This window comes from Thermoanaerobacter sp. X514 (assembly GCF_000019065.1).
GTDB classification, from domain to species: Bacteria; Bacillota; Thermoanaerobacteria; order Thermoanaerobacterales; family Thermoanaerobacteraceae; genus Thermoanaerobacter; species Thermoanaerobacter pseudethanolicus.
In genome coordinates, this window is record NC_010320.1 from 1,655,091 (window position 1) to 1,677,777 (window position 22,687).

The following is a 22,687-nucleotide window of genomic DNA, read 5'->3' on the forward strand; positions in this document are numbered from 1 at the left end:
ATTATAGCAAATTTAATTGTTATCTACAATTACTTCCGATACTTTAGTTATTTTATAACCTTTTTCTTTAAGTTGTTTTATTATCTGGGGCAATGCTTCCACGGTATTTTGAGTAGGGTGCATTAACACAATAGCACCATTGTGATATTTAGTCATAACTCTATCTACAATTGTTTGAGGACTTGGATTATTCCAATCTATAGTGTCCAAACTCCATAGAATAACTTTATATCCTAATTGTTCTGCTACTTTTACTACTTCATCATTGAAATCACCATACGGTGGTGCAAAAAGGGTAGGCTTTGTTCCTGTAATTTTTTCTAAAATTTCACCGCTTTTTTTAATATCTTCTTCATATTGTTGCCTACTTAAATTTGTATATTTTACATGTGTGTATCCATGACTTCCGATTTCATGGCCTTTTTGATAAATATCTTTTACAACATCAGGATTTTTTTCTGCCCATTTTCCTTCAAAAAAAAATGTAATATGGATATTGTTATCTTTAAAAATATCTAACATTTTTGGTATGTACTCATCTCCCCATGCAACGTTGCAAGCAAAGGCAATCTTTTTTTCCTTTGTATCTCCTTTATAAATAGGTTCATTGCTGTTAAAAACAGAAACGCTGCGTGTAATTATGTAAATTAAAAAGATGAGCAGTAATATTGCTAAGGAAAAAATAATCCAAAAGCTTTTTTTAGGATATTTTATATAAAATATTTTCATTATAACACCACCCGTTGATATTCTCACTTTAATTTTATTCAAACAGGCGGCGAATATATTACTAAAAAATAAAAAACATAAACCGTGGGTCGGTTTATGCCTTTAGTTTCTTTCTTCTTCCTCTTCATCAGGCAATGCGTCTTTTCTTGAAAGACTTATTCTTCCTAGTTTATCTATATCTGTGACTTTTACCAATATGTCATCGCCAACTTTTACTACATCTTCTACTTTTTGTACCCGTTTTTTCGATAGCTTAGAAATATGGACAAGTCCTTCTTTACCAGGAGCAATTTCTACAAAAGCTCCAAAGGGTGTTATTCTAAGCACTTTTCCTAAATAAATTTCTCCTACTGCTATATCTTTTGTTATAGCCTCAATCATTTGCTTAGCTCTTTCGCCAGATCTCAAATCAGAAGCAGTAATGTATAACCTGCCGTCTTCTTCAATATCAATTTTTACTCCCGTTTCTGCAATAATTTTACTTATGGTTTTGCCGCCAGGTCCGATTATTTCTCTAATTTTTTCAGGGTCAACTACCATTCTTATAACACGAGGTGCGTATACTGATAACTGTTTTCTCGGTTCTTTTATAACTTCTAACATTTTGCTGAGAATGTATAGTCTACCCCTTCGGGCCTTTTCTAAAGCCATTTTTAAAATTTCTTTGTCAATTCCAGGAATTTTTATATCCATTTGTATCGCTGTGATTCCTTTTTCTGTGCCTGCTACTTTGAAGTCCATATCCCCTAAAAAGTCTTCAATTCCTTGTATATCAGTGAGTACAGAAACTACATCTCCTTCTTTGATAAGCCCCATAGCAACTCCTGCGACTGGAGCTTTTATTGGAACTCCTGCATCCATTAAAGCTAAAGTACTGCCACAAACACTAGCTTGAGAAGTAGAACCATTGGAACTTAAAACTTCTGACACTAATCTTATAGTATAGGGAAATTCCTCTTCAGAAGGAATCACCGGTTCTAAAGCCCTTTCTGCTAAAGCTCCATGACCAATTTCCCTCCTACCAGGACCTCTTAGAGGCCTTACTTCTCCAACACTGTAGGGTGGAAAATTGTAATGATGCATATATCTTTTTGCTTCTTCATCTCCTATGCCATCTAAAATCTGAATATCTCCTAATGCACCTAATGTTGCTACTGTAAGCACTTGAGTTTGTCCTCTTGTGAAAATCGCAGAACCGTGAGTTCTGGGTAGCACTCCTACTTCGCACCATATTGGTCTTATGTCGTCAAGGCCCCTGCCATCTACTCTTATTCTTTCCTCTGTTATCATTTTTCGCATTTGTTCTTTCATTATATTGTAAAGTACTTCATCTATATCAGCAAGATTATCAGGATATTCTTCTTTAAAGTGCTCTAAAACTTCTTGTTCAACTTTATCTAAGTTGTCGTTTCTCTCTTTCTTTTCTGCTGTTCTTAACGCATTGTATATTTTTTCTGTTGCATAGGCTCTTACTTTTTCTTCTAGTTCTTTGTCTATTTCATGTAAAATTACTTCGCTTTTCGGAACACCTACTTCTTTAACTATTCCTTCTATAAACTCTACAATCTGTTTGATATATTCGTGAGCATACATTATAGCATCTAGCATAGTTTCTTCAGGAACCTCTTTTGCTCCTGCTTCCACCATTACAATAGCATCTTTCGTTCCTGAAACCACTAAATGCATTAAGCTTTTTTCTCTTTGCTCATGGTTAGGATTAATTATAAATTGTCCATCGACTAATCCTACTGCTACCGCACCTGTAGGACCATCAAAAGGAATATCAGAAATTGAAAGAGCAACCGAAGAACCAATCATTGCGACTATTTCTGGTTGTACATCAGGATCAACAGATAAAACTGTAGCTATAACTTGTACGTCATTTCTATAACCATGGGGAAATAAAGGCCTAATTGGTCTGTCAATTAACCGAGCAGAGAGAATTGCCTTTTCACTAGGTTTTCCTTCTCTTTTTATAAAACCACCAGGAATTTTACCGACAGAGTACAATCTTTCTTCGTACTCAACAGTTAAAGGAAAAAAGTCAATTCCTTCTCGGGGTTCTTTGGAAGCACAGGCAGTAACTAGAACGACAGTATCCCCGTATTTTACCCAAGCTGCTCCATTTGCTTGTTGAGCTACTTTTCCTATCTGGACTAACAACTTTCTCCCGGCTAGTTCCATTTCAAAAGTTCGTTCTTCCATGTTATCCTCCTTTCGTAAAATTTTATAGAAAATAGAGCGAGGTATCTCGCTCTATTTTCTTAAATCTAATTTTTCGATAATGGCACGATACCTTTCCATATCTGTTTTCATTAAATAATTTAACAGTGCCCTTCTTTGCCCAACCATTTTAAGAAGACCTCTTCTTGAATGATGGTCTTTTTTATGAACTTGCAAATGAGCATTTAAGTTATTTATTCTCTCAGTTAATAGGGCAATTTGAACTTCTGGAGAACCTGTGTCAGTATCGTGGAGCTTGAACTTATTGATTATTTCTGCCTTTTTTTCTTTGTCCAGCACTTTTTTCACCTCCATCTTTTAGAATACGCCTTATGCATAGAATACCGCCGGAGATACGGGTATCAAAGCATAAGGTAAATCGCTATTTTATTTTATCACATAATGTTTCTGTTGTAAAATATTTTTAAAGTTTTTAGCATAATTAATATCTTTAAAAACTTGTTCTTTTAAGGCTTCTAAATTTTGAAATTTAATTTCATCTCTTATTCTTGTTATAAATTCAACTTCTAAATATTTATCATATAAATTTTCATTGTAATCTAAAATGTAAGATTCGACAGAAATGCTTTTGCCACCAAAAGTAGGCTTCGAGCCAACATTTGTGACAGCTATATAAAATTTGTCTTCTATTTTTACTCGCGTCACATATACTCCTGCTTTTGGCAAAACCAAATCTTCTGATATTTGTAGATTAGCAGTAGGAAAACCTAATTTTCGCCCAATTTCTTGTCCATGAATCACTTTTCCTTGCAAGGGAAAAAAACGTCCTAATAAACTATTTGCCTCTTCAACTTTACCTGATTTTATTAATTCCCTGATATAGCTGCTGCTTACTACAATACCCTCCCTTATAACTGGTGGGACAACATAAACTTTATATGAATATATTTTGGAATATTTTTTTAATGTATCTACATTCCCTAAAGCTTTGTAGCCAAATCTATAATTATGTCCCACCACTGCTATTTTAATGTTTAATAGCTCTACTAAAATTTTTTTTATAAATTCTTCAGCAGTTAATTTAGAAAAACTTTCAGTAAAGTCAAAAAATATTCCGTAATCAAGGTTAAATTGCTTTAAAATTTCTACCTTTTTTTGATAAGTAGTTATAAGCTCTGGTTGCTTGTCAGGGGTTAAAATTTTTGAAGTATGCTGTTTAAAAGTGAAAACAGCGCTCGCTAAGTTATTCTCTTTAGAAAGAGCTATTGCTTGCTTAATTAATTCCTGGTGACCTATATGAACTCCATCAAAATTGCCTAAAGCTATTACTTTGGCCTCTTTGTATTTTGATGCATTGCTTTCATAAACAATCTGCAAATTATCATTTCCCCCTCAAAGAAGTCTTTTTGGACGGATTTTATTTCGCTCTAAAATCCCAATGCCGAGAAATTTACCATTATTATCATATAACTTCAAAAGTGAAGTTTCAATAGGATATCTATTTTGAATAAATTGGCCTTTTAAAATTTTTTCAGCTTCCATTTTGTTTAATTGTACAGAAGGTAATTCAATAAACTTATCTATTGGCTGCAATAATACTTTCTTTTCCCTTATTTCTTCAAGAGTATAAGCATCTTCTATTTTAAAAGCACCAACCTCTGTTCTTATCAACATAGACATATATCCCGGCATGTTTAATTTTTCGCATATATCTCTTACTAAAGCTCTCACATAGGTGCCTTTAGAACATTTCACATCTATTAATACCCGATAAGGTGGTTCATATTCAACTAATTCAATATCATATATGGTAACCTCAATAGGTGGAATATCAATTGTCTTTCCTTCTCTTGCATATTCGTATAACTTTTTTCCTTTTATTTTCTTTGCAGAATACATTGGAGGAATTTGTTTTATTTTCCCTTTAAATTCATTTAAGACTTGCCTTAATTCTTCTTCCCTCAGAATCCTTACAGGTCCGCTTTTTACAATTTTGCCGCTTTTATCCAAAGTGTCTGTAGTAAAGCCAAAGGTTATTTCAAATCTATATCTTTTGTCGTGCTCAAGAAGATAAGAGACAAATTTAGTGGCATTCCCTACACAAACAGGCAGTATTCCTGCTGCATCTGGGTCTAAAGTTCCTGTATGCCCCACTTTTCGTATATTATAGATTTTCCTAATAAAATCTACAACATCGTGAGAAGTCATACCAGGGGGTTTTAAAATATTGAGCATTCCCTCCAATTTTTATCCCTCTAATTCTTTGAATATTACCTGTAAAATTTTTTCTTTGGCTTCTTGGATATTTCCTTTGATGATACATCCAGCAGCTCTTACATGGCCTCCACCGCCAAAAATATTTGCAATTTTATTTACATCTATTTTTTCTTTTGACCTTAAACTAATTTTTATCTCTTCTTCTTTTTCAACTAAAAGTACCGCTACTTCTACTCCTTCAATATTTCTAGCATAAGTGATAATATTTTCTATATGTGAAAGGTTTGTGTTTGTTTCTTGGAAGTCCTTTTTTAAAATTTCCATATAAGCAACTCTTCCATCTTTATATAATGTAAGGCTATTTAAGGCTCTTCCTAAAAGTTTTGCTTTGTTGAATTTGAGAGTATTAAAAACTTTATCTCCTATTTCTTTAAATTTAGCGCCATTGTTTATTAAGTCTCCAGCTATTTGATGAGTTATAGAAGTAGTTGATTCGTACATAAATCCACCACTATCTGTCAAAATCGCTGTATAGAAACTTGTAGCTATTTCTTCATCAAATTCTACTCCTAACAATTTAACAATTTGATAGGCTATTTCTGCTGTCGCTGCTGCGTTAGTATCTACATAATTCAATTTGGCATACAAAGTATTTGAAATGTGATGGTCAATATTAATAGTTACAGCAGAAGTTTTTAAAAGTTCTTTGGTACTGCCCAATCTTTCTTCATCAGCACAGTCAAAAATCAAAACCACGTCTGCCTCTTTATAAAATGGTCTTGATATTTTCTCTACATTAGGAACAAAGTAGTACATTTCAGGGATTTCGTCATCTATGAATACATCTACTTCTTTTCCCATTTTTTTTAATACTTTATACATTCCTGTAACAGTGCCTATAGCATCTCCATCGGGTGCAATGTGAGATACTACAATTACACTTTTAGCATCTTTTATGTGATTTATTGCATCAATTAATATCAATTACCATCACCCTCTTGCTTGTTTAGTTCTTTTAATATTTCAGAAATGTGAGCTCCGTATTCTATTGATCGATCCAATTCAAAGATAATTTCAGGAGTATATCTCATTTTTATTCTTCTTCCAATTTCGTGTCTGATGTAGCCAGCTGCACTTTTTAGCCCTTCAAAAGTTTCTTGTTTATCTTCTTCACTTCCATAAATACTTACATAAACTTTAGCATATCTCAAATCTTTAGTAACTTCTATGTCAGTTATACTAACCATTGCTTTAATTCTTGGGTCTTTAATTTCTTCTAAAATCATTTTACTTATTTCTCTTTTCATTTCTTCTGAAAGTCGACTATTCCTGTACTGCATTATACTCATCCTTTCAACGAGGAATTTCTTCCATTTGGTAAGCTTCTATTATATCCCCCTCTTTAATGTCATTGAACCTATCTATACCTATACCACATTCAAATCCTTGTTGTACTTCTCTTACGTCGTCTTTAAACCTCTTTAAAGAAGCAATTTTACCTTCATAAACTACAATACCATCCCTTACTACACGTATATCAGAATTCCTTAAAATCTTACCACTTAACACATAGCATCCAGCTACATTTCCTACACCAGGTACTCTGAAAACAGCTCTAACTTCTGCTCTTCCTAGCTCTACTTCTTTATATTTTGGCTCCAACAGACCTTTCATAGCAGCTTTGATATCTTCAATAGCCTCATATATAATTCGATAAAGCTTTATATCTACCTTTTCTTTTTCTGCGAGATTTTTAGCGTTAGTCTCTGGTCTTACATTGAAACCTATTATTATGGCATTAGAAGCTGATGCAAGCATAACATCCGTTTCAGTTATTGCGCCTACTGCTCCGTGTATTACCTTTATTCTAACTTCTTCGTTGCTTAAGTCTTCAATGGATTTTTTTAGTGCTTCTACTGAACCTTGAACATCCGCTTTTATGATAATATTTAACTCTTTTACACTACCTTCCTGTATTTGACTAAATAAGTCCTCTAATGAAACTTTTTGCTTGCGTTTAAGTTCCATTTCTTTTTGAAGTTCTTTACGTCTTTCTGCTAATTCTCTTGCTTTTTTCTCGTCCTCTACTACTATGAGCTTATCTCCGGCTTCTGGTACTTCAGAAAAGCCCAAAACCTCCACTGGCATAGAAGGTCCTGCTTTTTTAATTCTTCTGCCTTTATCGTCAAGCATTGCCCTTACTTTTCCATAAACAGTACCTGCTAAAATAGCATCTCCTATTTGCAAAGTTCCATTTTGCACAATGACAGTTGCAACAGGACCCTTTCCTTTTTCTAACTTTGCTTCTATTATAGTGCCTCTTGCTGGCTTATTTGGATTAGCTTTTAAATCTTCCATTTCAGCAACCAGCAAAATCATTTCTAAAAGATTATCTATACCTATATTTTTCTTAGCAGAAACAGGTACACAAATTGTATTTCCTCCCCATTCTTCTGGCACTAAACCTAACTCACTTAGCTCTGTCTTTACCCTATCTGGATTTGCAGTCGGCAAATCTATTTTGTTTATGGCTACAATCATAGGTACATTGGCGGCTTTCACGTGGTTTATTGCTTCTACAGTTTGAGGCATAACACCGTCATCTGCGGCTACTACTAGCACGACAATATCTGTGATGCTGGCTCCCCTTGCTCTCATAGCAGTAAAAGCTTCGTGGCCGGGTGTATCTAAAAAGACAATTTTTTTATCATTTATCTCAACTACAGAAGCTCCTATGTGCTGTGTAATTCCTCCCATTTCCTTCATAGTGACATTTGTATTTCTGATGGCATCCAATAAAGAAGTTTTACCGTGGTCCACATGTCCCATTACAGTGACAATAGGAGGACGAGGTTGCAAATCTTTTTCATCATCGGGCGTTTCTTCTAATAACATTTCTAATTCATCTTTTACTTCCTCTTTATCTACTAAAAATCCATATTCTTCAGCAATTTTAGCTGCATTTTCAAAGTCAATTTGTTGATTTACTGTAACCATTATTCCTTTTGCAATTAACTTTTTAATTATCTCTGTAGGATTAACTTTCATTTTTTCTGCTAACTCTTTTACAGTCAAAAACTCAGGAATAGTGATTATTTTAATTTCGTCCTCTTCTTTTTCTTCTGTTAAAACCGCTTTTTTGTTATTCTTCTTATTTTTTTTGCTACCTTTTTTAAAGCTCTTTTTATAAACTCTTTCTTCTTCTATGTCCTCTAAATTGTCCTCAAATATATCTTCTTCCTCTTTTTGATGGACTTCTTCTGTTTGTTGTGGTTTGTCTCTTAATAAATCCATTATCAGCTCTACTTCTTCATCTTCCAATGTGCTCATATGATTTTTAACTTTTATATCCAAATCGTTTAATTTGGATATAAGGTCCTTACTAGATAAATTTAATTCTTTTGCTAATTCATAAACTCTTGTTTTAGACATATTATTCACCTCCATAATTTTCCTCCTTTGCAGCATCTAATAATACATTTGCTAATCCTTCATCTGTAATACCAATTACCCCGACCATTTCTCTTCCTATAGCTTTTGCCAATAACTCTTTTGTGGAATATACAATGTAGGGGACTTTATTTCGTTCACACATTGTAGCAAACTTTTTAAAAGTATTCTTTGACACGTCGGTAGCCAATACAACTAAAAAAACTTTCTTAAGTTTAAGGTATTTATCCACACTATAATTACCAGAGACAAGTTTACCCGCTTTTTTACTTATTCCGAGCATAGAATGAAATCTGTCATTCTTCATCCTCTATCTCCCTCTTTAATTGTTCGTAAATTTCATCAGAGATCGGTACTTCTAACGCTTTTTCTAACCTTTTGTTTTTAAAAGCTTTTTCAAGACAATTTATATCTTTGCAAATATAACAACCTCTTCCCGGCACTTTACCTGTTAAATCCACCTGTACAACTGAATCTTTCGCTCGTCTTACAATGCGTATTAATTCCTTTTTTGGTTTCATCTGCTGACAGCCTAAGCACATTCTCATTGGAACCTTTTTGGTCTTCATCTTTTCACCTCACTTAACTTTTTACCATTGATTCGCTTTTTATGTCTATTTTCCAACCGGTGAGCTTTGCCGCCAGCCTCGCATTTTGTCCTTCTTTTCCAATTGCTAAAGACAATTGATAATCAGGTACAATTACTCTTGCTACTTTTTCTTTTTCATCTAAAATTTCTATACTCAAAGCCTTTGCTGGACTTAAAGCGTTCATTATAAATTCTTGAGGTTTTGAACTCCACTTGACTATATCTATTTTTTCTCCTTTTAGTTCATTGACAACAGCTTGTACTCTTGCACCTTTATATCCAACACAAGCTCCTACAGGGTCCACATTTTCATCCCTGCTAAAAACCGCCATTTTTGTCCGTGAACCAGCTTCTCGAGCAATACTCCGTATTTCAACTATTCCTTGTTGAATTTCTGGGGATTCCAATTCAAACAATCTTTTTACAAGTCCTGGATGAGAACGAGAAATTAAAATCTGAGGTCCTTTAGTAGTCTTTTTTACTTCCACAATATACACCTTAACTCTGTCTCCTGGTGCAAAAGTTTCCCCTGGAATTTGTTCTGCCGGGCTTAATATAGCTTCAACTCGACCTAAATTAATGAGTACATTCTTTTTATCTACCTTGGTTACAATTCCTGTTACTACTTCTGTTTCTTTGGCTAAAAACTCTTCATAAATTACATTTCTTTCCGCTTCTCTAATCCTTTGAATCACAACTTGTTTTGCGTTTTGTGCTGCAATTCTGCCAAAGTTTTTAGGAGTTACTTCTATATCAACTATATCTCCTATCTGGTATTTTTTATTTATTTTTCTCGCTTCTTCTAAACTTATTTCTAGTAGGTCATTGTAGACCTCTTCTACTACCGTTTTTTGTGCATAAACTTTAACATCTCCTGTTTCTCTATCCATGACAATTTTAACATTTTGAGAAGTTCCATAATTTTTCTTGTAAGCAGAAACTAAAGCAGCTTCTATTGCTTCAAACATTGTATCTTTTGGGATACCTTTTTCCTCACAGATAGAATTTAAAGCTTCTATGAATTCTGCGTTCATTATTATTCTCCCTCCTTAATTTTAAAACTTTATTACTGGTTTAACAAGACTTACATTCTTCATATCAAATTCCTTTCTTTCTCCATTATAGAGAATAATTATTTTATCACCAGTAAACTCTATAAGTTCACCTTCAAACTTTTTTCTCTTATCAATAGGGGTATATAGGGAGATTTCTATTTCTTTTCCGATATTTCTTTCAAAATCTCGGGGTTTTTTAAGAGGTCTATCGAGACCAGGAGAAGATACTTCTAAAATATAACTGTGCTCTATTGGATCTACTTCATCTAATCTATCGCTTAAATACTCGCTAACCAATTGACAATCATCTAAAGTAATACCTCCTTCTTTATCTATATAGACTCTCAAATACCAGTGGCTTCCTTCCTTTTTGTATTCTACATCTACCAGTTCAAAATTATTTTTTTCTAAAATAGGCATTACTAAATCCTTTGCAATCTGTTCTATTTTGGACATATCCTTCTCCTCCTAAAACTTTCTATTTTTTCATTATATAAACTAAAGAGTGGGAAAACCCACTCTTTCTGCAAAAAATCTATGTTGACATAACAATTATAGCATACACCTTTTACCAACGCAACACTAAAATAAACTTAATTGATTAGATTCTGGCAAATCAATTAAACAGCCATGTTGTTTTAATATTTCTATAACCGTTTTACTGACCTTTGTCCTGTTTCTAAAATCTTCAACAGATAGAAATTTGCCATTTTCTCTTTCTTGCGCAATTGTTTTGGCTGCTTGTATTCCTACTCCTTCTAACGAATTAAGAGGTGGTAGCAATCCTTCTTCAGTAATCAAAAATTTGACAGCATCAGATTTATATAAGTCTACATTTATAAACTTAAATCCTCTTAAGTACATCTCTAAAGCTACTTCTAATACTGTTAAAAGGCTTTTTTCTTTAGGACTAGCATTATTTCCTTTCGCTTCTATCTCTTTTATAGCATTTTTTATGCTGTCTTTCCCTTTTAATACAATATCCAAATTAAAGTCATCTGCTCTAACGGTAAAGTAAGTAGCATAAAAGGCTTCTGGATAATGAACTTTAAAATAAGCAATTCGAAATGCCATTATTACGTATGCCACAGCATGAGCCTTCGGAAACATATATTTTATTTTTTGGCAAGACTCAATAAACCAATTTGGAACACCGTGTTTTCTCATTTCTTCTATTTCTTCTTGTGTTACACCTTTGCCTTTCCTCACATTTTCCATTATTTTAAAAGACAATTTTTTGTCCATACCTTTGCTTATCAAATAAAGCATTATGTCATCTCTTGTAGATATTACTTCTTTTAATGTAGCTATTCCTTCTCTTATTATATCCTGAGCATTGTTAAGCCATACATCAGTGCCGTGAGAAAGTCCACTTATGCGTACTAGTTCTGCAAAAGTAGTAGGACGAGTGTCAATAAGCATTTGTCTTACAAACTTCGTACCAAACTCAGGTAATCCTAAAGTACCCACAGGAGTATTTAGCTCTTCAGGGTCTATTCCCAATGCTTCTACACTGGTAAATAAACTCATAGTTTTTTTATCATCTAAAGGAATTTCTCTTGCATTAATGCCGGTTAAATCCTCCAGCATTCTTATAACTGTAGGGTCATCATGCCCTAAAATATCCAGTTTTAAAAGCCTTCCGCTTATTGAATGGTAGTCAAAATGAGTTGTTATAACATCGGTGTCTTCTGCATCAGCAGGATGCTGTATTGGAGTAAAGTCATAAATACTCTTGTCCTTTGGAACTACCATTATTCCACCTGGATGTTGCCCTGTGGTTCTTTTCACTCCTGTACAACCAACAGTAAGTCTTTTGATTTCTGATTTATGAACTATTAAATTGCGTTCTTCAAAATATTTTTTGACATATCCATAAGCAGTTTTATCTGCTAAAGTTCCAATAGTACCTGCTCTAAAAACATGGCCTTTTCCGAAAAGTTCTTCTGTATACTTATGAGCAATAGGTTGGTATTCCCCAGAAAAATTAAGGTCTATATCTGGTTCTTTATCCCCTTCAAAACCTAAAAACACTTCAAAGGGTATATCAAAACCATCTTTCCTCATCAAAGTTCCACAGTGAGGACAAGTCTTATCCGGCATGTCCACACCACAACCATAGCTTCCATCAGTTATAAACTCGGAATACTTACAATTTGGACAAACATAATGAGGCGGCAGCGGGTTAACTTCTGTTATTCCGCTCATAGTGGCTACTAAAGAAGAGCCTACAGAACCTCTAGAACCAACCAAATACCCATCTTTTAAAGACTTAGACACTAATTTTTGAGCTATAATATACATAACTGCATATCCATTGTTAATTATAGAATTTAATTCTCTATCTAAGCGATTTTGTACTATTTCTGGTAAAGGGTCACCGTATATTTCATGGGCTTTATCTAAAGTAAGCCTTCTTAATTCTTCTTCAGCTCCCTCTATCACAGGAGGGAATGTTCCATCTGGTATAGGTTTTACTTCTTCTACAAGGTCAGCAATTTTATTAGGATTATCAATTACAATCTCTTTCGCTACTTCTTCTCCTAAATATTCGAATTCTTTTAGCATCTCATCAGTTGTTTTAAAATACAAAGGCGGCTGCCTATCTGCATCCTTATATCCTTTTCCTGCCATTAAAATTTTTCTGTATATATCATCCCATGGATCTAAAAAGTGCACATCTCCTGTTGCCACTATTAATTTGTTGTATTTTTTACCTAAAAGGTAAATTTTTCGATTGATTTCTCTTAATTCTTCTACGCTTTTTACTTCTCCTTTTCCAATTAAAAACTCATTATTTCCAACAGGCTGTACTTCTAAATAATCGTAAAAAGAAATAATATTCTCTAGTTTCTTTTCTTCTAAGTTAGATACAATCGCCCTAAAAACTTCCCCTTGTTCGCAAGCAGAACCAATGATAAGACCTTCTCTCCTACTAATAAGTAAACTTTTGGGAATACGAGGTGTTCTATGAAAATATTCCAAATTGGATTTAGAGATTATTTCGTATAAATTTCTCAATCCTTTTTGGTCTTTTACCAAAATCGTGACATGATAGACAGGAAGTTTCCGTATGTCAACTTCACTTTCTTTTAATATAGCATTTATATCTTTTACTTTTTCTACTCCTAATTCTTTTAACCTATCAATAGTTTTTATAAATATTTCAGCTGTAGCCATAGCATCGTCTACTGCTCTGTGGTGGTGTTCCAATTTTACTTGTAAATGCTCAGCCAGTGTGTCTAGCTTGTAATTTTTCAAGTCCTTATATAAATGTCTACTTAGTTCTAAGGTATCTAAAACTGCATTGTTTACATTTAAATTAAATTTTTTAGCTTTAGATTTTATAAAAGACACATCAAAATTTGCATTATGAGCTACTAAAACACTATTAGAAGCAAACTCCAAGAATTTAGGTAATATTTCTTCTATAGAAGGAGCATCTTTAACCATAGATTCATCAATTCCAGTAAGTTTTGTTATAAAAGAAGAAATAGGGATTTTGGGATTAACAAAGGTTTCAAAAGTATCTATTATTTTGCCTTCTTTTATTTTTACTGCACCAATTTCAATTATTTCATCATTTATATTGGAAAGACCCGTCGTCTCTATATCAAAAACAGTAAATTCATCTTCTAAAGTGGCTTCTGTATCTCCTGTTACAATAGGTACACCATCATCCACTAAATAACCTTCTACACCGTATATGACTTTTACACCGTATTTAGAAGATGCTTCCATCGCTTCAGGAAATGCCTGTACAACTGCATGGTCTGTTATAGCAATGGCTTTATGTCCCCATTTTGCTGCTCTTTTAATCACTTCTGTTGCAGAGGCTACTGCATCCATACTGCTCATTTGAGTGTGTAAGTGAAGTTCCACTCTTTTTTCTTCACTTAAATCTTTTCTTTCTTTCGGAGATATCAACTGCAGGTCTTTTAAACTTATTACTAAGTCTCCTTCATATTTGTCGTAGAAAACTTTCCCTCTTAATTTTACAAAACCGCCTACTTGAATATTTTCTTTTAAAGAATTATACTTTTCCTCAGTTAAAAAGGCTTTTACAAGTATCGATGAAGTATAATCAGTTATATCAAAAGTCATTAAAATTTTAGACTTTAATTCCTTAAATTCGAGAGAAAAGATTTCACCTTCAATTATCGCTTCTTCTGTTTCTGCAGTAATATCTTTGATAGATATTGCTTCAGCTTTTATTTCCTTTCCTAAAAGTACTTGGGAATCTTCTTTATCCTCCATTTTTTCTGTTGTTTTGCCGGTTTCTTGCTTCTGCCCGCTTTTAGTGATTTCTTCAATAACTTTTATATCTTCCTCCATTATCATTCTTTCCATTGTATCTTCAAACTCTTCTAAAAGGACTACATCTATTTCTGTTTTAAGCCCATATTCTTTCTGTAAAAATTCCTTAAGAATAAAGTCCATTTTATTGCTTTTTATAAATTCATATATTACTTCATTTGGAGCTTTAATTATTATCTTTTGATTTTCTGTTACTATATCACAGGTTTTTAAAAAACTAAGAGAAGCAGGGTATTCCTCGCTTAGTTTTAAGATTATTTCCTCAAAATTGTCTATTATGTCTTGAAGACTATTAAATTTTTTCTCCTGTTCTACTACGACTTCTACTTCTTTAATTAAAGGAAATTTATTAAGCAAAAAATCCTGGAATTTTCTTATCTGAGAATTTACGTTATTATTGGAAGATACGCTTACAATTAATTTTCTATCTTTTTTTAACAGTTTTACTTTTTTTATTTCAAATTCCTGCGGAAAAGATGCTGGAATCATCAAATCCCTCTTTCTAAATCCACATTTTTAAAATATCAAAATACATTCTTAATCGCGCATAAAATCCTCTCATTAATCCCAGCTTTTCTTCTTTCATGACATGGCTCAAATTCTCAAGAGGCACATTTACCACCCTTAACTTATTCTTTTTAGCATGTCTATTTAAAGCAATCTCCACTCCGAATCTACTGATTTCCATCTCTTCAATGTTTTCTAAAAATTGCCTTTTTATTGCCCTTTGGCCTGACAAAAAAGGTGCAATTTTTTGTGCAAAATCTGTAGATTTTCTTCCACCAGAAAAAATTCCAATTGTCATATCTGCTTCATTCTTTAATACAGGAGATACGAGATTTACAAAATGTTTTTCAGTAAGTCCAATTAAATCGGCATCTAACATAACGATAATATCACCTTTAGAATTATCTATTCCTGCTTTTAACGCTTTTCCTTTCCCTTGATTTTTTTCTAAATTGATAAGTTTCACATTGTATTTTAGAGCTTGTTCTTTTGTATCATCTGTAGAACCATCATTTACAACTATGATTTCATCAATCAGGTCTATTGTTTCTAAGACTGACAAAACTCTCCCAATATTTTTTCCTTCATTAAAAGCTGGGATTACAACAGAAATCATTAAGAATCCTCCTCAAGTAATTTTTCAATTTCTTTCATCAATTCTTCTACTAACTCTTCTTCTTTAACTTTTTTATAAACTTTTCCTTTTTTAAAAATAACTCCTTCTCCATCTCCTCCTGCTATTCCTATATCTGCTTCTTTTGCTTCCCCTGGTCCATTTACAGCACATCCCATAACAGCAACTTTTAAGGGCTTTTTAATATTCCTCGTCCTTTTTTCTACTTCTTCTGCTAACCTTATCAAGTCAATTTTTGTTCTGCCGCAGGTAGGGCAGGAAATGATTTCGACTCCTTCTTTTAAAAGACCTAAAGAACGTAAAATCTGTCTTCCTACTCTCACCTCATGGACTGGATCACCCGTTAAAGAAACTCGTATTGTGTCTCCTATTCCTAAATAAAGTAATGTTCCTATTCCTATAGCAGATTTTATAGTACCGGCTTCAATAGTACCCGCTTCCGTTATACCCACGTGCAATGGATAATCCACTTTTGAAGAAGCGAGTTTATAAGCCTCTATAGTAAGGGGTACATTTGTAGTTTTAAGCGAAATAACTATATCATAAAAGCCTAACTTTTCTAAAATTAAAACATTTTTTAAAGCGCTTTCCACAACTGCTTCGGCAGTTACTCCCTTGTATTTATGTAATATTTCTTTTTCTAAAGAACCAGAATTTACACCTATTCTAATAGGAATACCTTTTTCTTTTGCTATTTCTACCACTTTTTTGATATTTTCTTCTCTTCCTATGTTTCCGGGATTAATTCTTATCTTGTCTGCTCCATTTTCAATTGATTTTATAGCTAATCGATAATCAAAATGAATATCTGCTACCAAAGGAATATTTATATTTTTCTTTATTTCTTTTATTGCTTCAGCTGCTTCCATATCTGGAACAGCAACTCTTATAATATCACAGCCTTCAGCTTCTAGTCTTTTTATCTGCTCTATTGTTTTTTCAATATCGTGGGTATCCGTGTTAGTCATAGACTGAACTAAAATTGGATTATTTCCTCCAATTTTTTTATTGCCTATTTTGACTTCGCGAGTAATTTTTCTCATTTTTATCACCTTTTAAAAAATGCGTAGAATATCCCTATAGGTTGCAAAAATCAACAAAGCAATCAACAGTAAAAAACCTAAATAATGAATATAGCCTTCTTTTTCAGGTGGCAATGGTTTACCTCTTACTGCCTCTGCTAACACAAACAAAATCCTTCCACCGTCTAAAGCCGGTAGTGGCAATAGATTAAAAAGGCCTAAATTTACGCTTATAAGAGCGGAAAAAGCTAGTAAATTTATAACACCTGTTTTAGCGACTGTTCCAACAGCTTGAACAATTCCCACAGGTCCCATAATATCATTGACAGAGACTTTTCCGGTTACTAACATTACAAGAGACAAAATAATAAGTTTCGAAAAATATATTGTCTGATTGATGGCAGTTTTAAAGGCAAGAGAGATAGAACGCTCATAGTCTGGAACAATTCCTATCATTACCTTTGAAGCGTTTTTATCAAAAATTGGTTTTACTTGTTTTTGTAAAATTTGATTTCCCCTTTGAATTTCAATTGTCAATACTCGCTCTCCATTAGAACTTATGGCTTTCTCTAACTCCTCCCATGTATTTATCTTTGTATTATTTACCATTACAATTTTGTCCCCCGGCACAATTCCTGCTTTTTCAGCGGGATAGCCTTCCATTACGGATTTTACCTGTGGTATCGGACTTCCTATATTAAAAAATACAATAAAAAGCAATAAAAAAGCTAATAATATATTCATTAAAGGACCTGCAGCAAAGACAGCCAACCTTACAGGCCAAGGCTTATTTACTATAGCCCGCGGGTCACTAGATTTTTCATCTTCACCTTCTAAAGCAACATAACCACCGAATAGCAATGCTCTAAAAGAATACTCTGTTTCTCCGTATTTCTTTTTAAAAAGTCGTGGACCAAAGCCAATAGAAAATTCATTTACTCTAGCTCCAGAAAGTTTTGCAACGATAAAATGTCCAAATTCGTGAAACATTACTAAAACGCTTAAAACAATTATACTTATCAAAATTGTCAAAATGTATCACCTCATATATTTTTTTGCTATTTTTTCCTTAACCTCTTCATCCACATTTATTATATCATCTAAAGTTGGATTTTGTATATTATTATGTTCTTTCATGCTCTCCTCTATGATTTCAGCTATTTGCAAAAATTCTATTTTTTTATTTAAAAACAAAGATACAGCTATTTCATCAGCTGCATTTAATACGGTAGTCATAGTTCCTCCAATTTTTAAAGCCTCATATGCTAACGACAAACATCTAAAAGTTTCTAAATCGGGTTTTTCAAAAGTTAGTTGAGTTGTAAGAGAAAAATCTAAAAAATTCATTCCATTTATGTAATTGCGAGTAGGATAATTTAATGCATAGTGAATAGGTATCCTCATATCGGCAGTAGCCAATTGTGCAATTACACTACCATCTATATATTCTACCATTGAGTGAATTATACTCTGGGGATGCACAATCACATCAATTTTATCTTCAGAAATGTCAAAGAGCCATTTTGCTTCTATTACTTCAAACCCTTTATTCATCAAAGTGGCAGAATCTATCGTGATTTTTTTACCCATTTTCCAATTAGGATGATTTAGAGCCTCATTTACAGTTACTTTTCTCAAATCTTCTTTTTTTTTCCCTCTAAAAGGACCTCCAGAGGCTGTTAAAATCAATCGAGATACTTCTTTTTTGTCATTTCCTCTTAAACATTGGAGTATAGCAGAGTGTTCACTATCTACAGGTAAAAGACTTATATCCTTCTTTTTTACCAAATCCATTACAATTTGTCCAGCTGTTACAAGTACTTCTTTATTCGCTAAAGCAATATCTTTTCCCATCTGGATAGCTGTAACTGTTGGAATAAGGCCAGCAATCCCTTCTACAGCTACCACCACTAAATCGGCATCGTACTTTACAATTTCTTGAAGCCCTTTACTGCCAGTTAGAATTTCGACATTTTTCTTTAGATTCTCTCTTAATTGGTTAGCTTTATCTTCATCTTTTACTGCTACAACTTTAGGATTAAATTCTCTAATTTGTTTCGATAAAAGTTCTACATTGTTATAAGCTGTAAGTCCTACTATTTCAAAATTTTCTCTAAAATTTTTTATTACGTCTAATGTTTGTGTACCTATAGAACCAGTTGAGCCGAGAATTATTACCTTTTTCATGAAGTACATCCCTTTCTAAATTAAGTACTGAAAAATAAAGTATATGAAAGGAGAAACAAATAAAATACTATCAAATCTATCTAAAATTCCTCCATGGCCAGGAATTGTATTTCCAAAATCTTTAATGTAACAATTTCTTTTTATAAAGGAAGCAATTAAATCTCCACATTGAGCGATTATACTTCCCAATAAGCCTATAATTACAGAAAGATATATACTGACATTCGATTGAGGAAATAGCCAAGCAAATACAGCACAGCTGATGGTAGAGCCTATGATTCCTCCAATCCCTCCTTCTATCGTCTTTTTGGGACTGATTGTAGGAGCAAGTTTGTGCTTTCCAAAAAATCTACCGGTAAAATAGGCAAAAGTATCCGTCATCCAAGAGACTATAAAAACAAACCATACTATGTACATTCCTTCAGGCATTTCTCTAAGTTTTTGTATGTACAAAAAGAAAAGAGGTATATAAATGATTCCCATCAAAGTCAAAGCGTAATCTTTGAGATTATATTTTTTATTAGTTAAAAACAGCAAAAAAAGCATCATTGCGATTATAACTAATACATCTACTTTTGCGATTTTACTTTCTAAAAAATATAAAAGGATTGCTGACAAATATCCAAAAATTTTTACAGGCCGTACCCCAATATTTTTTATAGCATTATAAAATTCATTAAGTCCTAATATGCTTACTAAAACTAATGCAATTTTAAGCATATTCCCCCCTTTTATTAAAATGAAAAATAAAATTGGCAAGCCTACTATCGCACTTATAACTCTTGTTTTTAGCATATTTATTTACCACTCCTTACTATACTCCCCCAAATCTTCTTTGGCGAGTTTGGTAATACAATATTGCTTCAATAAGATGTTCTTTGCCAAAATCCGGCCACAGTACCTCTGTAAACCAAAGCTCAGAATAAGCAGATTGCCATAATAAGAAATTGCTCAATCTTTTTTCTCCACTTGTTCTTATTATAAGATCTGGATCTGGCTGGTTTTTAGTATACAAATTTTCACTTATAGTTTGTTCTGTAATTTCCTCAATGGACAATTCTTTATTTAAAATCTTTGTGCAAATTTTTTTCACAGCCTTTACTATTTCATCTCTTCCGCCATAATTTAACGCTATATTAAGTACAAGTCCAGAGTTGTTTTTTGTTACATTTTGCGCCCTCTCTATTTCAATTTTACACTTCTGTGGTAAAACGGAAATATCCCCTATAAAGTTAATCAATACATTATTTTTGTTCAATTCGTCTATTTCTTTAGAAAGAAATTCAACGAGTAAATCCATTAAAAAATTTACTTCTTCTTTAGGTCTTTTCCAGTTTTCGGTTGAAAAAGCGTACAAAGTTAAATATTTTATCCCTAATTCTCTAGAGGCTTTTACAACCTCTCTTACAGCATTAACACCAGCTTTATGGCCATAAAATCTCATCATCCCTCTTTTTTGAGCCCATCTTCCATTTCCGTCCATGATAATCCCTATGTGAATAGGCAATTTATTTTTATCAATCTTGTCACTCAAATCTCTATTTTTTTGTCTAAAAAACACCATTTATTTTCCTCCTCATTTTATAAGGGCGCCCCCTCGTCAGAGGGGGATTAAATTCTAATAACAGTAATTTCAAGAATGTTATTTTGTTCTTTTATCCTGGCAACTTTTAAACGAGAACCCTCATATTTAAAAATAGATTTTGTCTCTACAACGTTAAATTTTAAGTCCTTAGGTAATTTTTCTATTATTTTATGTAAATCCATCCCTATAAAATTATTATAATAATCTGTCAAATTTCCATTATCTCCTTTTCTTTAGCTTCCACCACTTTGTCTATCTCTTTAATATATTTGTCAGTTAATTTTTGAATTTCTTCTTCTCTCTTTTTTCTTTCATCTTCCGAAATTTCGCCGTTTTTTTCCATTTTTTTTACAGCATCATTAGCATCTCTTCTTATTTGCCTTACTGCTACTTTTGCCTCTTCTGCTTTTTTATGAACTAACTTTACCAATTCTTTTCTTCTTTCTTCAGTCAATTCAGGAAAAACTAATCTTAACACTTTACCGTCAGAAACTGGATTAATTCCTAAATCTGATTTCTGTATTGCTTTTTCAATATCGCTTATTTTTGAAACATCCCACGGTTGTACAACTAGTACTCTTGGCTCCGGAGCTGTAATGGTGGCTAATCTGTTAAGAGGAGTTGGAGTACCATAATAATCTACCATAATTCGGTCAAGTAGTGCAGGATTTGCTCTACCTGCTCTTATAGCAGCTAATTCGTTTTTTAAAACGCTCAAAGATTTTTGCATTTTTTCTTCGCTAGCTTTTAAATAATCACTCATACTTAAACCTCCTTCACTATTGTACCAATATCTTTTCCTGTTACTACTTTCTTTATATTTCCGTAGGTAGTAAGGTCAAAAACTATGATTGGTATTTTATTGTCCATGCATAAAGAAGTTGCTGTTGAATCCATTACTCCTAAACCTTTGTTTAAAACATCTAAATAAGATAATTCTTTAAATTTTACAGCGTCTTTGTATTTATTTGGGTCTTTGTCATAGACTCCATCTACTTTTTTAGCTAATAGTATGACCTCTGCATCTATTTCCGCTGCTCTTAATGAAGCAGCAGTATCAGTTGAAAAGAAGGGATTCCCTGTCCCAGCAGCAAATATAACAACTCGTCCTTTTTCTAAGTGTCTTATTGCTCTTCTGCGTATATAGGGTTCTGCAATTGCTCTCATCTCAATAGCAGTCTGAACTCTTGTAGGAACTCCCCGTTGCTCTAAAGCATCTTGCAGTGCAAGAGCATTAATTACAGTCGCAAGCATTCCCATGTGGTCTGCAGTAGTTCTGTCCATCCCAATACCTTCTCTTCCACGCCATATATTTCCTCCGCCAACTACAAGACCAATTTGAACTCCCATTTCTTTCACTTCTTTTATTTCGTCTGCTATTCGATTAACTGTGTCAAAATCGATTCCAAATCCTTTATTTCCTGCCAAAGCTTCTCCTGAGATTTTCAGAACTACTCGCTTGTAAACAACTGACGACACAATAACACCCCATTCTTATAAGTTCTATAAAAATTTTGAAAATCCTTCTTAATCTTTTAAGTAATTTATAAAAATGGGACACAACCGTGTCCCTATGTGGTTGCCTATTTAATTTTATTACTCATTTGAGGAAGTTTCAATACCTTCTCCTCTTTCAAATCTAACAAATCTTCTTATTACAATATTTTCTCCTAATTTTGCAATCGTCTCATTTAGCAAATCTTTCACTGTTTTTTCTGGGTCTCTAATGTATTCTTGTTCTAACAAGCAATTCTCTTTGTAAAATTTTTCAATACGTCCTTCAACTATTCTATCTACGACATTTTGGGGTTTCCCTTCATTTAACGCCTGTGCTTTTAAAATTTCTCTTTCTTTTTCCAAAACAGCTTGTGGCACATCTTCACGAGAAATATATTTTGGATTTGCGGCAGCAATTTGCATGCATATTTCTTTAACAAAATTTTTAAATTCATCAGTATTTGCAACAAAATCTGTCTCACAATTTACTTCTACTAAAACCCCTATTCTTCCACCACTGTGTATGTAGGCATCAACTAAGCCTTCATTAGCAACTCTACCTGCTTTTTTAGCAGCAGCAGCCAATCCTTTCTCTCTTAAAATATCTATGGCCTTTTCCATATCTCCATTTGCTTCCATTAAAGCTTTTTTACAATCCATCATTCCAGCGCCAGTTCGTTCTCTTAATTCTTTAACAGCTTGTGCTGATATCAT

23 protein-coding genes are annotated in these 22,687 nt (G+C 33.2%); all 23 read right to left on the reverse strand.

Annotated elements, in window-relative coordinates:
• Positions 1-12 precede the first annotated feature (12 nt).
• The 23 genes from TETH514_RS08250 to tsf all read right to left on the reverse strand — a co-directional run bounded on the left by TETH514_RS08250 (position 13) and on the right by tsf (position 22,687).
• Entirely contained in the window at positions 13-729 is a 717-nt protein-coding gene (locus tag TETH514_RS08250; RefSeq protein ID WP_003869128.1) for a polysaccharide deacetylase family protein, read from the reverse strand.
• Positions 730-831: 102 nt separating this feature from the next.
• Positions 832-2,934, reverse strand: coding sequence for a polyribonucleotide nucleotidyltransferase (locus TETH514_RS08255; protein ID WP_003866759.1), 2,103 nt, complete (start codon positions 2,932-2,934; stop codon positions 832-834).
• Between the two features lie 51 nt (positions 2,935-2,985).
• Positions 2,986-3,249, reverse strand: a complete 264-nt coding sequence (gene rpsO / locus TETH514_RS08260) for a 30S ribosomal protein S15 (protein ID WP_343286372.1) — start codon at positions 3,247-3,249, stop codon at positions 2,986-2,988.
• 90 nt (positions 3,250-3,339) lie between these two features.
• Positions 3,340-4,290 carry a bifunctional riboflavin kinase/FAD synthetase gene (locus tag TETH514_RS08265; RefSeq protein WP_004396215.1) on the reverse strand — a complete coding sequence of 317 codons (951 nt, stop codon included), beginning with the start codon at positions 4,288-4,290 and terminating at the stop codon, positions 3,340-3,342.
• Positions 4,291-4,305: 15 nt separating this feature from the next.
• Positions 4,306-5,148: a tRNA pseudouridine(55) synthase TruB gene (gene truB / locus TETH514_RS08270; RefSeq protein WP_172632703.1), complete on the reverse strand. Its 843-nt coding sequence runs from the start codon at positions 5,146-5,148 to the stop codon at positions 4,306-4,308.
• A gap of 12 nt (positions 5,149-5,160) precedes the next feature.
• On the reverse strand, positions 5,161-6,114 hold the full coding sequence (locus TETH514_RS08275) for a bifunctional oligoribonuclease/PAP phosphatase NrnA (protein WP_009052391.1): 954 nt from the start codon (positions 6,112-6,114) through the stop codon (positions 5,161-5,163).
• Positions 6,111-6,470 carry a 30S ribosome-binding factor RbfA gene (gene rbfA / locus TETH514_RS08280; protein WP_003866754.1) on the reverse strand — a complete coding sequence of 120 codons (360 nt, stop codon included), beginning with the start codon at positions 6,468-6,470 and terminating at the stop codon, positions 6,111-6,113. The genes TETH514_RS08275 and rbfA overlap by 4 nt, the downstream gene beginning before the upstream one ends.
• Positions 6,471-6,483: 13 nt before the next feature.
• On the reverse strand, positions 6,484-8,577 hold the full coding sequence (gene infB, locus TETH514_RS08285; RefSeq protein ID WP_004396213.1) for a translation initiation factor IF-2: 2,094 nt from the start codon (positions 8,575-8,577) through the stop codon (positions 6,484-6,486).
• The gene (locus tag TETH514_RS08290; protein WP_003866751.1) at positions 8,564-8,887 is read right to left on the reverse strand and encodes a ribosomal L7Ae/L30e/S12e/Gadd45 family protein; all 324 of its coding nucleotides are present in this window, start codon (positions 8,885-8,887) and stop codon (positions 8,564-8,566) included. The genes infB and TETH514_RS08290 overlap by 14 nt, the downstream gene beginning before the upstream one ends.
• The gene (gene rnpM / locus TETH514_RS08295) at positions 8,877-9,149 is read right to left on the reverse strand and encodes an RNase P modulator RnpM (RefSeq protein ID WP_003866750.1); all 273 of its coding nucleotides are present in this window, start codon (positions 9,147-9,149) and stop codon (positions 8,877-8,879) included. Before rnpM ends, TETH514_RS08290 begins: the two co-directional genes overlap by 11 nt.
• 13 nt (positions 9,150-9,162) lie before the next feature.
• A complete protein-coding gene (gene nusA / locus TETH514_RS08300; RefSeq protein WP_009052392.1) occupies positions 9,163-10,203 on the reverse strand; it encodes a transcription termination factor NusA in 1,041 nt (346 codons plus the stop codon).
• Between the two features lie 21 nt (positions 10,204-10,224).
• Positions 10,225-10,680 carry a ribosome maturation factor RimP gene (gene rimP / locus TETH514_RS08305; RefSeq protein ID WP_009052393.1) on the reverse strand — a complete coding sequence of 152 codons (456 nt, stop codon included), beginning with the start codon at positions 10,678-10,680 and terminating at the stop codon, positions 10,225-10,227.
• A gap of 126 nt (positions 10,681-10,806) precedes the next feature.
• A complete protein-coding gene (locus tag TETH514_RS08310) occupies positions 10,807-15,030 on the reverse strand; it encodes a PolC-type DNA polymerase III (RefSeq protein ID WP_009052394.1) in 4,224 nt (1,407 codons plus the stop codon).
• Between the two features lie 13 nt (positions 15,031-15,043).
• A complete protein-coding gene (locus TETH514_RS08315; RefSeq protein WP_009052395.1) occupies positions 15,044-15,664 on the reverse strand; it encodes a glycosyltransferase family 2 protein in 621 nt (206 codons plus the stop codon).
• A complete protein-coding gene (gene ispG, locus TETH514_RS08320) occupies positions 15,664-16,725 on the reverse strand; it encodes a flavodoxin-dependent (E)-4-hydroxy-3-methylbut-2-enyl-diphosphate synthase (protein WP_004396210.1) in 1,062 nt (353 codons plus the stop codon). The genes TETH514_RS08315 and ispG overlap by 1 nt, the downstream gene beginning before the upstream one ends.
• Before the next feature lie 12 nt (positions 16,726-16,737).
• Positions 16,738-17,736 carry an RIP metalloprotease RseP gene (rseP, locus tag TETH514_RS08325; protein ID WP_009052396.1) on the reverse strand — a complete coding sequence of 333 codons (999 nt, stop codon included), beginning with the start codon at positions 17,734-17,736 and terminating at the stop codon, positions 16,738-16,740.
• A gap of 6 nt (positions 17,737-17,742) precedes the next feature.
• Positions 17,743-18,891: a 1-deoxy-D-xylulose-5-phosphate reductoisomerase gene (locus TETH514_RS08330; RefSeq protein WP_009052397.1), complete on the reverse strand. Its 1,149-nt coding sequence runs from the start codon at positions 18,889-18,891 to the stop codon at positions 17,743-17,745.
• Positions 18,892-18,906: 15 nt separating this feature from the next.
• A complete protein-coding gene (locus tag TETH514_RS08335; RefSeq protein WP_003866739.1) occupies positions 18,907-19,686 on the reverse strand; it encodes a phosphatidate cytidylyltransferase in 780 nt (259 codons plus the stop codon).
• A 19-nt stretch (positions 19,687-19,705) separates the two neighbouring features.
• Positions 19,706-20,455, reverse strand: coding sequence for an isoprenyl transferase (locus TETH514_RS08340; protein WP_003866738.1), 750 nt, complete (start codon positions 20,453-20,455; stop codon positions 19,706-19,708).
• 47 nt (positions 20,456-20,502) lie between these two features.
• Positions 20,503-20,688: a hypothetical protein gene (locus TETH514_RS08345; protein ID WP_003866737.1), complete on the reverse strand. Its 186-nt coding sequence runs from the start codon at positions 20,686-20,688 to the stop codon at positions 20,503-20,505.
• Positions 20,685-21,239: a ribosome recycling factor gene (frr, locus tag TETH514_RS08350; RefSeq protein ID WP_003866736.1), complete on the reverse strand. Its 555-nt coding sequence runs from the start codon at positions 21,237-21,239 to the stop codon at positions 20,685-20,687. Before frr ends, TETH514_RS08345 begins: the two co-directional genes overlap by 4 nt.
• Positions 21,240-21,241: 2 nt before the next feature.
• The gene (pyrH, locus tag TETH514_RS08355; protein WP_004396202.1) at positions 21,242-21,955 is read right to left on the reverse strand and encodes a UMP kinase; all 714 of its coding nucleotides are present in this window, start codon (positions 21,953-21,955) and stop codon (positions 21,242-21,244) included.
• Between the two features lie 117 nt (positions 21,956-22,072).
• Complete coding sequence (gene tsf / locus TETH514_RS08360; RefSeq protein WP_003866734.1) at positions 22,073-22,687, reverse strand: translation elongation factor Ts; 615 nt, start codon at positions 22,685-22,687, stop codon at positions 22,073-22,075.